This window comes from Nicoliella lavandulae (assembly GCF_037546185.1).
Lineage (GTDB): Bacteria > Bacillota > Bacilli > Lactobacillales > Lactobacillaceae > Nicoliella > Nicoliella lavandulae.
Map to the genome: position 1 here is coordinate 38,612 of NZ_JAWMWH010000003.1, position 14,062 is coordinate 52,673.

The window sequence follows — 14,062 nt, forward strand, 5'->3', positions numbered from 1 at the left end:
TAATTATTATTAAAGGAGTTTTTATTATGCCAAAATCATATTCTAAAGAATTAAGAGATTCAATTATTGCACTAGCAAAACAAGGACGTAGTATCAGTTCACTTGCTAAGGATTATAATATTTCTACTAATACAATCAATCGTTGGATCAAGCAAGCCAAGACGATTAATGTTGATGGTAAAAGTATTTCATATGAAAAATATATTCAAATGGAAAATAAGTTAGCTGAGACTCAAGAGGAACTTGAAATTTTAAAACGAGCCGCGGTGTTACTTGGCAAGCGCTAACAATTAATGAAGCCTTAGGCTTCATTAAAGATAGTTTGGAACATGGACACCGCTTAGCAACCATTTTAAGAGCTTTTAAAATGCCTAAGAGTACCTATTATTATTGGACTAATCATCAACCAACAAAACGTGATCATCATAATCTAATTTTAAAACGAGAAATTTTAGTTGCCTGGCAACAAAGCCGTTATGTTTATGGGTATCCCAGAATTCATCAAGTCCTCTTAAATAAAGGATTACAGGTCAGCTCTAGAACCGTCTGGAAGCTAATGCATTCCATGAAAATTCATTCAGTAATGAACAAAAAATATCGCAAACCAACCACCCATAATGATTATGAACAACGTGCTAACTTAGTCCGTCAGGACTGGCGTTCTGCTTGGTGTGCTGACATTACCTATATTCCACTAACGAATCACAAGTGGGTTTATTTAGCCAGTGTCTATAATCCTAATAACCATAAGGTTATTGCCCATCAGGTTTGTAATGAAATGACTGCAGAATTAGTAACTAATACCATGCTTAAAGCGGTGAAAAAGACTAGCAAACCTATGTTTTTACACAGTGATATGGGAAGTCAATATACCAGTGATTTATTTGAAAAGTTATTAAACAAACTTAATATCAAGCATTCATATTCATTGAAAGGCCATCCATACGACAATACTTACATTGAAAACTTTCATTCAATGCTAAAACGTGAATTAGTATTTCAAACAAAGTTTGAAAGCATAGAAGAGGCAATTGCAGGTATTGATTGGTACGTAAGATGGTATAACAATGAAAGAATTAGCTTGGTCAAAACTACATAAAATCAGTCCAAGTTATTGACATAGGAGCATTAATTACATATAAAGGTAGGTTTATATTATGAAATATTGTGTCAAATGTGGTAAACAAATCCCTGATTCTGCTAAATTCTGTACTTACTGTGGTGCTGAGCAAAATGGATCGACAGCCCAAAATGTTACTATCAATAACTATGGAACTAACAACGGTAGTAAAGAAGTCATCGGCTCTTCCAATCCAGTTAACATGGTACAAGCATTTAAGTTATTCTGGGGAAGGTATGCTGACTTTGGTGGAACTAGTAGCCGTAGTGAATACTGGTACTGGATTTTATGGCAAACCATAGTTACTATTATTGCATTAGTATTTGTTTTGCCAACTGTTAGTTCTGAAAACGGGGGTAGTGCATTTTCTGGTATTATAACTATTTTAACGATTGCGATAATAATTTGGTATGTTGCTAGTATCATTCCAACATTTGCTATAACGGCACGTAGATTAAGAGATATGGGTTCTAGCACAACTGCAATTATTTTGTTGTTAATTGGGGAATGTATTCCTTTTTTAAACTTTTTTATTGAAATTGCAGTGTTTATTATGACTTTGATGCCAAGTGTTAAACAAAATTAAGAAAAGACTACTCACGATTAAGTATGTAGCTACACTGCATCCCTAAGTTTTTACAACTTAGGGGTGTTTTTGTATTGATAAATTAAAGATGGTATACCAATATTTTTCGGTAAGTGTAACAGCTGCACCGATAGTGGCGATGCCTTTAACAATCGAATTTAACTTTATCATAATTTAGATTCTCCTTTTATGTAATAATAACGGTTTAAAAATAAACCATTTCTTCTTAAGATAATCTTAACATACCTATGTACTATAATAATACTTAATCGGCATTAAAAAAGCGGCTAACCAGTAAATGGCTAGTCGCTTTGTAGTCCTGCGTTTGCGGGAAATTATCCAATGATCAGGTTCAATACCCTTACATAGTTGGATCACTCTTGCGTGTGCAAGATCTTTGAAAATGGATAACTCAATCATATCAAATTCATCCCCAAACACAAGGAAAAACGGAAATATTTAAGTTTTATTAGCATTCAATCGGATATCTTAGACACCATCTTATATCCATTATATAATTAAGTTGCGATAGAGAGATACATATATTGATCAAAGGGATGTTCATTAGTTGAGCATCCCTTTCTTTGTTGATAAGTACTTTGAAATCGTCTTCACAGCTTCCCTAATGCCTGCTACTTCATCACTAAGATTCATACTCTTACCATGATCATCAGCAACTTGAGCTGGATTAGAAGGAACGTGAATAAACCCGGCAATCACGTTTAAGTTCTTTTTACTTATATAGTATAAGGATTCATACATTATATGATTGCAGACAAACGTCCCTGCAGTTGTTGATACCCGACTTTTTATACCCATATTATTAATCCTTTGCGCAATTTGTTTTACTGGTAGGCTGCTGAAATAAGCATTTTCACCGTCTTTATGAATTGATTCGCTTTCTGGTGCGAACCCATCATTATCCGCAATTCTAGCATCATCCATATTAATTGCTACTAGTTCGGGTGTTATTGCATCTCGTCCACCAGCTTGACCAATACTTAAGACAGCATTCGGTTGATATTTTTTAATTGCTTCAACAATCTTATTAGAACTTTGTTTAAACGAGGTTGGAACCGGTACCTTGATAATGTCAAAGTCACTAATTCTATCCGGCAGTGCATTTAAAACTTCTAATGAGGGATTAACGTCATAATTGTCAAATGGAGAAAAGCCAGTAATTAATATTTTCATCCAAACCAACTCCTAAAAAATTATATTAATAGTTAATTCTATTATCGATCAACTTTATAAATAAAGTAACGAATATTAACTATGATTGTATTCTCTATAAAAGTGATCAGCAAACATCCCCTTCTTATACTTTTATAAATTGGTTAACGTTTAAATTAAATATATCTAAAATCAATATATAATTAAATTTGATATTCCAAATTTTTATAATATAATTTAACTATATCTTAATTTAAAGGAGTTCTTAGCTATGAAAAAAACAATCTTATATTTAGCCACGCTAGCCGCACTAACTAGCGGTGGCGTTGCAGTATTTAGTAATATAAGTAATAATGAATTTGGAACTATCACTGCCCATGCCGGTAGTGGTTCTTGGCTTCTTTTGCATCCATTAGATTCAGAAACAGCTAAATATATTCAACCTGATTCAATTGAGGGAGCTGTCCTAACTGATGCTGGCCAGGCACTTTATAACGATGGCCATGATTCTAGTGATAAGATGATATTTTCAACCGCTCCGTACATAAGGGACTCCAGCCAGGTTGATGACAATGACTTAAACACTGAAGATTGGGTCGGTCAAATTGATACCATTACATTTACCCCTAAAGATAATTCAGTGCAACCAATTACTGTCACAATTGTAAGTATAATGGCAAAAGATGAAGTTACTAGACAAGCTAGCAATTTTCCAGAATATATTTCTCAGCTTTCAAGTTATTATAGTCAACCCCATGAATTACTGGCTGAAGATGAAAGAGTAATGAGAGAAGCTCGTAGTCTGGAATTAGCTGGCATCATTCCAACTGATAGCCGAATTCAATCAACCCTTAATGCAATGGATAATAGTGAATCAGCAACCAGTAATACCACAAGTAATAATAATCAAACCAATAGTAAAGCCACTAATCAGAGCAACTCAAACCCAGCAAATAAAAATATTCAAAAGCTACAGGCTAATCTTAAACGTGCTGCTAAAAATTTAAAAAATAGCCAGCATAAATCAAAACACGCTAAACAAGTAGCTAAGCAAAAATATAATAAGATCAAAAAAGCATTAAAAAGTGCTAAGCAAAATTTAAAATAATTTGAAAATAATAAATAACTATATAAGGGACATTCCTAATAATTTAGGAATGTCCCTTTAGTTTGCTTTAATATTCTATTATTAATCATATAATTTATAATATGTTATAAATTATAACTAACTTTCAAATGTTTTAATACTCGTTTCATAGAGATTATTTTCAAGTTCAATAATCCGGACGCCTCGTTTTAAGCTAGAGTCACAATTATATCCAGTCACATTGCCATAGTTCAAATCAATGCCCTCATATTGGCTAACGAAGTTATTTTCATGATCATGACCAACAAATAACGCCTTCACATTCCGATTGCGATGTAAACTATAAAAAAAGCCTGAGTTTAAATTGGGCGAGCGCGTTTCACTCCCCCGTTGTCCTGCAATAATGTTTTGGGCAGCTAATTTGTACTCTGGAAGTGGGATGTGAAAAAAGCCTAAATCAACATTATTTTCATCCCGACTATAAGGCAATTGGTTATACCATTCAATTTGTTCTGGTTCAATGGAAGCATACCGGTCGTGATCCTTCCAATTCGAATAAGCACCACTATCTAATACATAAATAACATTGGCTAATTTTTTGCCGTCATACACTTCGAGCGTATAGTTCTCACGTTCACCAGTAATTGTACTATTATATTTATCAGCCGGATGGGTCAGTTGACGTTCTAGTTTACGCATATCAAATCGACTCCACTTTGATTGGGTGTCATGATTTCCGTATGTAATTGCCACTGGGAACGAAAATCGGTTTAATAGCTTATACAATGGGCTCAACGTCATCTCCGGATCATAAGATAATTTACTCCAGATTAAATCACCGGTGATAATTACTAGGTCAAATTCATTAGTATTAAATAATAGTTCTAACGCATTTAAAGTTTTATTATCTTCTTCATTCTCGGGGGATTCACCCAGATGTAAATCCGTTAACTGGCAAATTTTAAAGTTACCCCGATCGTTATAATTCAACTTCATATAATAACCCCTCACAATTACTGTATTTAAGATTAGAAAGCCGCTCTTTCAAATTAAATATTAGCATTGACATGTAAAATTAATTCAATATTTATGTAAATTAATGGTCAAAGATTATAAACCAAACTAATCGTTAAAATTGAATAATCAAAAAACACCCTCGATAACTAAATATCGAGGGTGTTTAATGGTTGTTTATTTAATTATTTTTCAAGCCATGGACGTGCTACATATCCAGTAAGTGTTGATCTACCATAAACACTTGATACTTGAACCCGTGGTGGCCAGCTTTCAATAATCTTATTGTTACCTAAGTATAAAGCAACATGCCAGATGGTCTTAGTCCCTGGTTGATAGTAGAATACTAAATCTCCACGCTTCCGTTGACTAAATGGAACGAACTTAAATTTCTTAGAAGCCCATAGCCGACGTGAATTCCATTCATTCCCAGGATGTGCATGTTGGATTGCACTAACTGGAGCTGGGTTAATCCCACCAGCGTATAGTGCTTGGACAACTAGTCCGGAACAGTCATTACCATAAGCTGGACTGGATGAAGCACCATAAATATATGGCCGACCTAAGTATTTATAAGCTTGCTTGATAGCAGCTTCAATGTGGGCCTTCCGACCTTGGGTAATCTTAGCACCAAGTGGCGCAACATATCTATCAATACTGTAGAATTGTGATTTCTTAAAACCAAGTTTAACCCATGTTTTAACATCCACGTTTCCAGTTGCCTTTAGATGATGCTTAGCTTGGAAAGCCTTAACTGCATTTTTAGCAGCATAGTTATATTCATAATGACCAGTTCCTAATGGTCCCATGTTTACGCCAACCCGACGCATTACCATTTCTGTTTTGATTCCTTCATAACCAAGCTTAACCGTATAACCAACTTGGCCGACTGGCTTTATTTGCTTACTAGCAATTTGATAATATTGCTTTGGATTTTGGTAAATCTTTTCCTTAGCATTTGCAGAACTAGATCCACCTAAGGTCACCCCAAGTGTTGCTAATAATGCAAAGGCACTGATTGAAATCAATGCCTTTTTTAACTTCGATTTAATCATTAATCTTCCCTCTTTCGTGATTTTATGTAATAATTAACACAAGATATATTAATATTTCATAAATATTTTAACACTTTATTAATACTAGGCCTTTCCTAAATAAGTCTTCTTTAGACTTTCTTAATATCTTAATGTAATTTTAAAGTGTATAATGTAAAATGAAATTCTAATAGAGAAAGAAGTAACTTAAGCATGAAAAAATCAATTCTGGCCGCACTATTAGTAACGCCAGCAGCTATCCTTACGATCGCCTCCACACAAACTACTTATGCTAAAGCGGATGATAATCAAACCATTAGCAGCAGCACCAATAACACCAGTAGTGTAGCAAGTAGTAGTGCCGCTACAAGTCAATCTGCATCAAATTCTAGTAGTGCCACCAGTGCTGTTAGTGCCAGTAGTAATGTTGATAGTTCAACTAGCGCTAGTTCAGCCACCCAAAGTCAAAGTACGTCTAATGCTAGCAGTGCTCAAAGCAATAGTAGTAGTGCATCAACAACTCCTAGCTCAGCTACAAGTAGTAACGCAACTAGTAGTAGCCAAAGTAGCAGCAGCTCTAAACCTATAAATCACAAACCTGCTCATAAATATAATCGCGTCACTAAAAGCAAAAGCGTTAACTATGATACTATGGTTAAAAAGTCCACTAAATTATATAAAGGTGGTGCTTATAACACCAAGCCATCCAACGTTAAAAGCCATAATACAAGCACTAGTTTAAAACATAAGTGGGTTCACGTTACTAGCTTACAAACTACCAAGACTGGTACATATGCTCATATCTTCCATAACGGTAAGGATAAGGGTTGGATTAATCAAAATGCATTTGATGATTCTGCATTTAAGCTCAATAACGTGCCACTAATCGGGCAACGGCCCCAACTACCAACTGGCTGTGAAATTACTGCTGTCACGATGATGGTCAATTACGCAACCCATAAGAAATATACTAAGACATTCCTAGCTAATAAGATGCCCCGTAGCTCAAATCCAAACAAGGGATTTGTGGGTAGTCCCTATTCCAAAGCTGGCTGGTATATTTATCCACCAGCATTAATGAAGTTAGTTCGTCACTACACTGGATCTAGCGTTAATTTAACTGGTAAAAGCACTAATTATATTAAAAACTACGTCCAAAAACACCAAAAGCCAGTAGTAGTATACGTAGCTAATGTGGATGGCTTTCCTAACCATGCACTTACCGTTACTGGATTTACAAAGGATCGGATTTTATATAATGATCCATGGATTAATAAACGTACTAGTATGAAGATTAATGATATGAACGTTCATCGTAGTCATGATGGAATGCGAGCAATTAGTTATTAATCATAGCTAACACGACTAATAACTATTGATTTATCTTTTAAAAATCTAAATACAAAAAGCCCTTATAATCATTAGATTATAAGGGCTTTATTAATGCTTAACCACGCCAGAAGAACAGTCCAGCAACTGCATTTATAATGTAATAAATATATTTACCAACATTTGCAAAATTACCCTGAATCAAAGCCTTAGCAAGTTGAATAAAATTATACACCATCCAAAAATTCCATTGGATGGTTAACTTCATCGCATTAAATATATTGGCAGATAACGAAAAAGCGAACACTAAGACGGTAACATAAAACAACCAATTAAATTCCGTGAACGCCAGTGAGTTGACCCAATAACTAAACAAAATGGCACTAATAATTACTAAGGCCGCTATTATAACTCCCTTAGGCCCTTTAAGGGGCGCTTTAGCTTTGTATCGTTCACTATTAACCCAAGTTTTAATTGCCCAGGCTTGGATAATAAACGTAATTGGGTATGTGAAAATCGCGCCCTTGTTACCAAGTAAGTAATCAATCGTCCCACTAAGAATCACGCTACCTAACCCAATCCAATTTCCAAGGTTATTCATCCTAGAAGTAAGGCGATTGGAATATAGCGATAAAATGGATGAGCCTACACTAATTAAACCAAACGGAATCAAGTCACTAATTCCACCCCAATGGGTTACCTGATCTAGAGTTTCAAATAAGTAACCAGATAAAAAGGCACTGAAAACAACAATCATAATGCCTAATAAATCAAATAATCTAGACTTTGCAATTGCTTTTAACATAACAAACATCTCCTATTGTTTTTTTAGAGCCGTATTCGGAAGCAACGCTCTTGTTAAACATTGTAAAACTTTAGTAAATGATTGCCAAATCATTCATAAATATTAATATGTAAAAATAGAAGCTGGCGTAAAATTAGCTTCTATTTTGTTTTGGATTTAAGGGATCAACATCGTTTTTATTTTTAATTGCTTGCTCATATATCTGAACTTTTTGATTCAAGAAATCTAGATTTTCATTTGCATCTTTAACCCGTTGTGCCGCTATATCACGTTCATTTATGATCATTTGGAAACGAGATTCGATACTATCAGTGCCCTGCGCACATAAGTCAACATAGCGTTTGATATTTTTAATCGACATCCCCGTGCTCCGTAACATCTTACATCCGTACAACCATTCAATCGCATCATCATCAAATTCACGTTCATTATTAGCGTTACGTTTTACATTTGGTACTAATCCTAAGTTAGTATAGTAGCGTACCGTATATTCAGATATTTTTAGTTTTTTGGCAACTTGCTTGACTGTTAACAATGTTAACCCTCCATGATATTAATTCTTAGGCACTGAATTAACGATCCATTCCACAATCTTAGGATCCCTAAGATCCATAAATGAACTTTCATTCGTATCCATGGATTCAATCAATTGCATGTCTTCAGCACTCAGTTCAAAATCCCAAATATCAATATTTTGTTTCATTCGTTCAATGCTAGTTGATTTTGGAATAATAATGATACCATTTTGCACTAGAAAACGAAGCGCCACTTGGGAGGCCGATTTATGATAATGATCACCAATTTCCTTTAAAGTAGGATTATTAAAGATATCGTGCTTACCATTGGCAAATGGTCCCCATGATTCTAATTTAGCACCATACTTTTCAGTATACGCTTGCATCTCTTTTTGTTGAAAGAATACATGCGTTTCTAATTGATCAACTGCGGGCTTGATTCTTGCAAAGTGTTGAATATCAATATAACAGTCACTATTAAAGTTAGAAACCCCAATTGCCCGAATCTTACCATCATCATACAAATCTTCTAATGCTCGATATGAGTCATATGAATCCCCAAATGGTTGGTGCAACAATACTAAGTCAACGTAGTCAGTCCTTAGTTTTTTCAATGATTCCAGAACGGAACGCTTGGTTTTTTCATAACCAAATTCGGTAATCCATACCTTAGTGGTAATAAAGATATCTTTCCGATCCACATCACTTTCTTCAATTGCAGCACCAACGGCATCTTCATTATTATATTGTTGAGCCGTATCAATTGCGCGATAACCAACTTGTAATGCATTCTTCACTGCTTGCTTACAGTCATCAAAGTCATCAATACGATAAACCCCGAATCCTTCAGCGGGCATTTCAATTCCGTTATTTAGTTTAACATTAGGTACATTCACCATGTAAAACAACTCCTTTATTAATGATTAGTTACACTATAAAGGGTTGAGGTTACCTCAATGCAAATCAAATGCTTACTGAACGATCAACAATTCAGAAATGATTTAATAATGTTTTGAATCGCCACATTATCATCATGTTTACCAGTTGTAATGCGTAACCAATCATCCTGTAATCCGTCACGAACTTGATAACCATTTGATAATAATAACTGCATCAAAGCATCTGCATTATCCACCTTAAAATAAATAAAATTCGTTTGGGTCGGATAGAACTGAATTTGATGCTGTTGTAAAAATAACATCCAATCTGCCCGTTCATTAGCATTATTGGTAACGGTCGTATCCACGAAATCTTGATCTTTCGTTGCCGCTACGGCTGCAACTTGGGATAATGTATTCAAATTATACGGGAGTCTAACTGCTTGCATCTTTGCAGCATGGTCGTCATCCATAACAATATATCCAACCCGATAATTAGCTAATCCATAGGCTTTTGAAAATGTTCGCATTATCGCCACGTTATTATACTCATCCAATAGTTCCACTGCTGTTGCTGGTTGCTCATCCGTTACAAAGTCAATGTAGGCTTCATCAATTAAAACTAGCGTTTGTTCAGGAACAGATGCCATGAATTGCCGAATTGAAACTACAGAATTAAAAGCGCCCGTTGGATTATTTGGATTACATAACCATATCAGCCTAGTTTTATCATTAATGGCAGCCGTTAAAGCATCGAGGTCATTAGCTCAATTCTCATCCACTGGAATTTTATTAACTAGTGCGCCTTCAATTTGCGCATTGATTTCATATTCTGCAAATGTGGGATCAGAAACTAACACTTCATCATTTGGTTGTAAAAAAATTCTCGAAACCAGTGTGATAATTTCATCTAATCCACACCCGAATATGATATTAGCTGGATTCACATTCAATCGGTCAGCAACTAAAGCTCTTAGCTCAGTTGCATTACTATCCGGATAACAACCTGCCGTTTTAGATACTGCATTTATAACTGCTTGAATAACTTCATTAGAAATCCCATATGGATTTTCATTTGCAGATAATTTTACCATCTTAGACGTTGCATACTTGTTCTTTAACGCATCAACGCTAATCGGTGGAACATAAGGTGATATTGAATCAATTGTTGGCTTCATTGCAGCCGCCCCCCTTTTTTACAATTTCTTAATTGGGGCACGGTCCTTAAATTGGCTCATCTGACCAACCCGCGACCCTAGCTCTGCTTTAATTGCATCAAAAGAAACCCCTTGTTGTACAAGCAATACCATTAGGTGGTATAACATGTCAGCAGTTTCATACTGTAATTCCTTAGGATCATTATTTTTGGCTGCAACAATTACTTCAGTCGTTTCTTCACCAACCTTTTTAAGAATCTTATCAATCCCCTTGGTAAATAAATAATCAGTGTATGAACCCTTAACTGGTGTTGCCTTTCTCTTGGCTACCATTTCATATAATTCTTCTAACGTTTGTTTATTCATAATCATTACCCTATTTACTATTAACTAAGTTGAAAAAACAACTATAACTACCGGTATGACAAGCCTGGCCATTAGGGATTACTGACACTAATAATGTGTCACAATCACAATCCAATGTCATTTCAATAACGCGTTGCGTGTTACCGCTAGTAGCACCCTTGTGCCATAACTCATTGCGTGAACGAGACCAAAACCAGGTTTCACCGCTCTCAATCGTCCTACGATAACTTTCAGCGTTCATCCAGGCGACCATTAGGACTGCTTTCGTATTTGCATCAACTACTACGGTGGTTAATAATCCGTTTAATTTGGCAAAGTCTGGTTTAAGCATCTTACTGCCACCCCCGCTTCCTTAAGTGCCCCTTTAACTTCTGGAATCGTTAGCTCTTGAAAGTGAAATACCGAAGCTGCTAGGGCACCAGTTACGTTACTATTTAAGAATAGCTCAGTAAAATCGTTAATCTGACCGGCACCGCCGGATGCAATTACTGGCACGTTAACTGAATTACTAATCTTTCGGTATAGTTCAATGTCAAAGCCATCCTTAGTTCCATCTTGATCCATGCTAGTCACTAATAGCTCCCCTGCACCTAGTTGCACCGCCTGTTTTGCCCATTCCAGTGCATCCAAATCCGTTTTAACTTGTCCTCCATTAGTGTAAACATAATATTTTTGATCATTAGCTTCCCACTTCACATCGATGGCAACCACAATGGCTTGGCTACCGAAAATTTGTGAACCAGCCGTAATCAAATCGGGGTTCCGGATAGCAGCCGTATTAATAGCAACTTTATCAGCGCCTGCTTTTAATAGCTCATCCATATCAGCGACACTTTTTATGCCACCACCCACGGTTAGTGGCATGAAAACTTTAGATGACACTTGTTTTACAACCGTTTGAATTGGATTCCGTTGTTCATTAGTTGCCGTAATATCTAAAAAGACTAATTCATCGGCTCCTTGTTGCTCATATGCAGCAGCAATTTTTACTGGGTCGCCAACATCCTTTAAATTTAAAAAGTTAACTCCTTTTTTAACACGTCCATCATCAACGTCCAAACAAGGAATGATTCGTTTAGCCAGCATTATTATTCACCTCCATAATTTGATCCAAGTTGATGGCACCACTTGCTAATGCCTTACCAATAATTACCGATTGCAATCCGGATGCTTGTAATCTTGCAACATCATTAATCTGACTAATGCCACCAGATGCCACGATGTCGGCTTCCGGAAATCGTCGTTGCAGGCTGCTAAGTAGTTCAATGTTGGGGCCTGCTAGTGTGCCATCGGTATCCGTATCAGTTACAATGAACCGCTGCGCACCTTTTTCAATCATTTTGGCAATCAACGTTTCCATCGATACGTTCGTTTGGTTCAACCATCCATCAGTGGCTACCTTTCCATTCCGGCCATCAATGCCAATGGTAATTCGATCACCACCATATTGAGCTAGCATTTCACTAGTAAACACTGGATCAGTTATTGCAACTGATCCTAAGATCACGCGTGATAATCCATGACTTAAGTATGAGCTAACCGTTCGGGCATCCCGAATTCCTCCACCAATTTCAGCGTCACCATCCATTACGCTAGCAATTTCAATTACTAATTGTTGATTAATGGCATTACCATCCTTGGCGCCGTTTAAGTCGACTAAGTGCAGTCCTTGAATCCCAGCTGCTTTCATTTGACGAGCCTGTACTAATGGATCCGCATTAATTAATGTTTGTTGCTTAAAATCACCTTGGTATAGCCTAACGCTACTTCCATTTAATAAATCAATTGCTAGATAAATCATTTTAATCCCGCCCTTTCAAAGAAAGTGGTTAATAACTGTAAGCCAACTTGGCCACTTTTTTCTGGATGGAACTGAAATCCGTATACATTATCTTTTTGAACGATTGCTGGAATTTCCACCCCATAATCAACACTAGCAACAATATATTTAGCATCACATCGGGCATAGTATGAATGGGTAAAATAAGTATATTGACGATTCACTGAACTAAAAATAGAATCAGGCTGTTTCAATTGGTTTTGATTCCACCCTGTTTGTGGAACCATCAACTGGTTATTTTGATCTGGAATTTGAACGATTTGGCCTGGAATCAACCCCAATCCCTGGCTATTCCCAAATTCAGTGGATGAGTCAAATAATAACTGCATCCCTAAACAAATTCCTAAAAAGGGCGTGCCACTACTAACGGTATCCTTAATCGCAGCTACTAAGTTACGTGCTCGTAGTGTCTGCATTGCATTGCTAAATGCACCCACTCCTGGAAAAATAACTGCATCCGCCTGCTTAATTTCTGCTGGATCAGCGGTCAATTGTGCATCAACACCAATCTTTTGACAGGCTTTTAAAACGTTATAGACATTCCCAGCTTTATAATCAATTACTGCAATCATTAAATCACTCCCTTGGTGGAATTAACGCCATTAATCTCAGGATTAATCGTAACGGCTTTACGTAAGGCGCGTCCGGTCGCTTTGAACAATGCTTCAATCTGGTGGTGCGTGTTTCGACCATATACAACCCGGGCATGCAAATTCATTAATCCATTAAAAGCCAGCGCTTGGAAGAAATCCTCTGTAATTTCCGTTTCATAACTACCTAACCGTGGATTCGTTAGATTAGCATCAAACACCAAGTAGGCCCGACCACTTAAATCAATTACTACTTGCGCTAATGTCTCATCCATTGGGACCCATGCATCCCCATAACGTTCAATCTGTAGCTTATCGCCTAGTGCTTGTTTTAAACATTCACCAATTACGATGCCAGTATCTTCAACGCTGTGATGAGCATCCACATCTAAATCACCATCCACCTTAACCGTGAGTCCGAATCGTCCATGTTTAGCGAACAATTCCAACATGTGATTAAGAAAACCAACTCCTGTATCAATATCGATCCCCGTTTGCTGATCTAGGTTTAAACTAACTGTGATCTTCGTTTCATTAGTATTACGTTCAATAGTGGCTGCGCGCATCC

15 protein-coding genes and 2 pseudogenes are annotated in these 14,062 nt (G+C 36.4%); 4 read left to right on the plus strand and 13 right to left on the minus strand.

The window, feature by feature from the left end:
* Positions 1–26 precede the first annotated feature (26 nt).
* A protein-coding gene (locus tag R4146_RS06805; protein WP_373695352.1) for an IS3 family transposase occupies positions 27–1,099 on the plus strand; the annotation gives its coding sequence in 2 pieces (ribosomal slippage) (positions 27–282 and positions 282–1,099; 1,074 coding nt in all).
* Between the two features lie 58 nt (positions 1,100–1,157).
* Positions 1,158–1,706, plus strand: a complete 549-nt coding sequence (locus R4146_RS06810; protein WP_339960708.1) for a DUF805 domain-containing protein — start codon at positions 1,158–1,160, stop codon at positions 1,704–1,706.
* Positions 1,707–2,270: 564 nt separating this feature from the next.
* Here R4146_RS06810 and pcp read toward each other — a convergent pair.
* A complete protein-coding gene (gene pcp / locus R4146_RS06815) occupies positions 2,271–2,900 on the minus strand; it encodes a pyroglutamyl-peptidase I (RefSeq protein ID WP_339960709.1) in 630 nt (209 codons plus the stop codon).
* A gap of 250 nt (positions 2,901–3,150) precedes the next feature.
* Here pcp and R4146_RS06820 point away from each other — a divergent pair, with 250 nt between their 5' ends.
* On the plus strand, positions 3,151–3,987 hold the full coding sequence (locus tag R4146_RS06820; RefSeq protein ID WP_339960710.1) for a hypothetical protein: 837 nt from the start codon (positions 3,151–3,153) through the stop codon (positions 3,985–3,987).
* 117 nt (positions 3,988–4,104) lie between these two features.
* Here R4146_RS06820 and R4146_RS06825 read toward each other — a convergent pair whose 3' ends face one another.
* A complete protein-coding gene (locus tag R4146_RS06825) occupies positions 4,105–4,962 on the minus strand; it encodes a metallophosphoesterase (protein WP_339960711.1) in 858 nt (285 codons plus the stop codon).
* A 203-nt stretch (positions 4,963–5,165) separates the two neighbouring features.
* Positions 5,166–5,969: pseudogene (locus R4146_RS06830) on the minus strand (C40 family peptidase); the annotation flags it as partial.
* A 258-nt stretch (positions 5,970–6,227) separates the two neighbouring features.
* Between R4146_RS06830 and R4146_RS06835 the strand changes: the two are divergent.
* Positions 6,228–7,364, plus strand: coding sequence for a C39 family peptidase (locus R4146_RS06835; RefSeq protein WP_339960712.1), 1,137 nt, complete (start codon positions 6,228–6,230; stop codon positions 7,362–7,364).
* Positions 7,365–7,461: 97 nt separating this feature from the next.
* On the opposite strand, the gene R4146_RS06840 is transcribed toward R4146_RS06835, so the two are convergent.
* From R4146_RS06840 to hisB, 10 genes and pseudogenes are all read right to left on the minus strand, one after another.
* Complete coding sequence (locus R4146_RS06840) at positions 7,462–8,148, minus strand: nicotinamide mononucleotide transporter (RefSeq protein ID WP_339960713.1); 687 nt, start codon at positions 8,146–8,148, stop codon at positions 7,462–7,464.
* Positions 8,149–8,281: 133 nt separating this feature from the next.
* Positions 8,282–8,683 carry a MerR family transcriptional regulator gene (locus tag R4146_RS06845; protein WP_339960714.1) on the minus strand — a complete coding sequence of 134 codons (402 nt, stop codon included), beginning with the start codon at positions 8,681–8,683 and terminating at the stop codon, positions 8,282–8,284.
* Between the two features lie 18 nt (positions 8,684–8,701).
* A complete protein-coding gene (locus R4146_RS06850) occupies positions 8,702–9,562 on the minus strand; it encodes an aldo/keto reductase (protein ID WP_339960716.1) in 861 nt (286 codons plus the stop codon).
* An 83-nt stretch (positions 9,563–9,645) separates the two neighbouring features.
* Positions 9,646–10,719: pseudogene (hisC, locus tag R4146_RS06855) on the minus strand (histidinol-phosphate transaminase).
* A gap of 18 nt (positions 10,720–10,737) precedes the next feature.
* Positions 10,738–11,064: a phosphoribosyl-ATP diphosphatase gene (hisE, locus tag R4146_RS06860; RefSeq protein WP_339960717.1), complete on the minus strand. Its 327-nt coding sequence runs from the start codon at positions 11,062–11,064 to the stop codon at positions 10,738–10,740.
* A 10-nt stretch (positions 11,065–11,074) separates the two neighbouring features.
* The gene (hisI, locus tag R4146_RS06865) at positions 11,075–11,395 is read right to left on the minus strand and encodes a phosphoribosyl-AMP cyclohydrolase (protein WP_339960718.1); all 321 of its coding nucleotides are present in this window, start codon (positions 11,393–11,395) and stop codon (positions 11,075–11,077) included.
* A complete protein-coding gene (gene hisF / locus R4146_RS06870) occupies positions 11,368–12,150 on the minus strand; it encodes an imidazole glycerol phosphate synthase subunit HisF (protein ID WP_339960719.1) in 783 nt (260 codons plus the stop codon). The genes hisI and hisF overlap by 28 nt, the downstream gene beginning before the upstream one ends.
* Complete coding sequence (gene hisA, locus R4146_RS06875; protein WP_339960720.1) at positions 12,140–12,865, minus strand: 1-(5-phosphoribosyl)-5-[(5-phosphoribosylamino)methylideneamino]imidazole-4-carboxamide isomerase; 726 nt, start codon at positions 12,863–12,865, stop codon at positions 12,140–12,142. Before hisA ends, hisF begins: the two co-directional genes overlap by 11 nt.
* Positions 12,862–13,476: an imidazole glycerol phosphate synthase subunit HisH gene (hisH, locus tag R4146_RS06880; protein ID WP_339960721.1), complete on the minus strand. Its 615-nt coding sequence runs from the start codon at positions 13,474–13,476 to the stop codon at positions 12,862–12,864. The genes hisA and hisH overlap by 4 nt, the downstream gene beginning before the upstream one ends.
* Positions 13,476–14,060: an imidazoleglycerol-phosphate dehydratase HisB gene (gene hisB, locus R4146_RS06885; protein WP_339960722.1), complete on the minus strand. Its 585-nt coding sequence runs from the start codon at positions 14,058–14,060 to the stop codon at positions 13,476–13,478. The genes hisH and hisB overlap by 1 nt, the downstream gene beginning before the upstream one ends.
* Positions 14,061–14,062 lie beyond the last annotated feature (2 nt).

Coding starts and splice junctions, on each gene's coding strand:
- R4146_RS06810 (WP_339960708.1), top strand. CDS start 1,158: ATGAAATATTGTGTCAAATGTGGTAAACAAATCCCTGATTCTGCTAAA.
- pcp (WP_339960709.1), bottom strand. CDS start 2,900: ATGAAAATATTAATTACTGGCTTTTCTCCATTTGACAATTATGACGTT.
- R4146_RS06820 (WP_339960710.1), top strand. CDS start 3,151: ATGAAAAAAACAATCTTATATTTAGCCACGCTAGCCGCACTAACTAGC.
- R4146_RS06825 (WP_339960711.1), bottom strand. CDS start 4,962: ATGAAGTTGAATTATAACGATCGGGGTAACTTTAAAATTTGCCAGTTA.
- R4146_RS06835 (WP_339960712.1), top strand. CDS start 6,228: ATGAAAAAATCAATTCTGGCCGCACTATTAGTAACGCCAGCAGCTATC.
- R4146_RS06840 (WP_339960713.1), bottom strand. CDS start 8,148: ATGTTAAAAGCAATTGCAAAGTCTAGATTATTTGATTTATTAGGCATT.
- R4146_RS06850 (WP_339960716.1), bottom strand. CDS start 9,562: ATGGTGAATGTACCTAATGTTAAACTAAATAACGGAATTGAAATGCCC.
- hisE (WP_339960717.1), bottom strand. CDS start 11,064: ATGAATAAACAAACGTTAGAAGAATTATATGAAATGGTAGCCAAGAGA.
- hisI (WP_339960718.1), bottom strand. CDS start 11,395: ATGCTTAAACCAGACTTTGCCAAATTAAACGGATTATTAACCACCGTA.
- hisF (WP_339960719.1), bottom strand. CDS start 12,150: ATGCTGGCTAAACGAATCATTCCTTGTTTGGACGTTGATGATGGACGT.
- hisA (WP_339960720.1), bottom strand. CDS start 12,865: ATGATTTATCTAGCAATTGATTTATTAAATGGAAGTAGCGTTAGGCTA.
- hisH (WP_339960721.1), bottom strand. CDS start 13,476: ATGATTGCAGTAATTGATTATAAAGCTGGGAATGTCTATAACGTTTTA.
- hisB (WP_339960722.1), bottom strand. CDS start 14,060: ATGCGCGCAGCCACTATTGAACGTAATACTAATGAAACGAAGATCACA.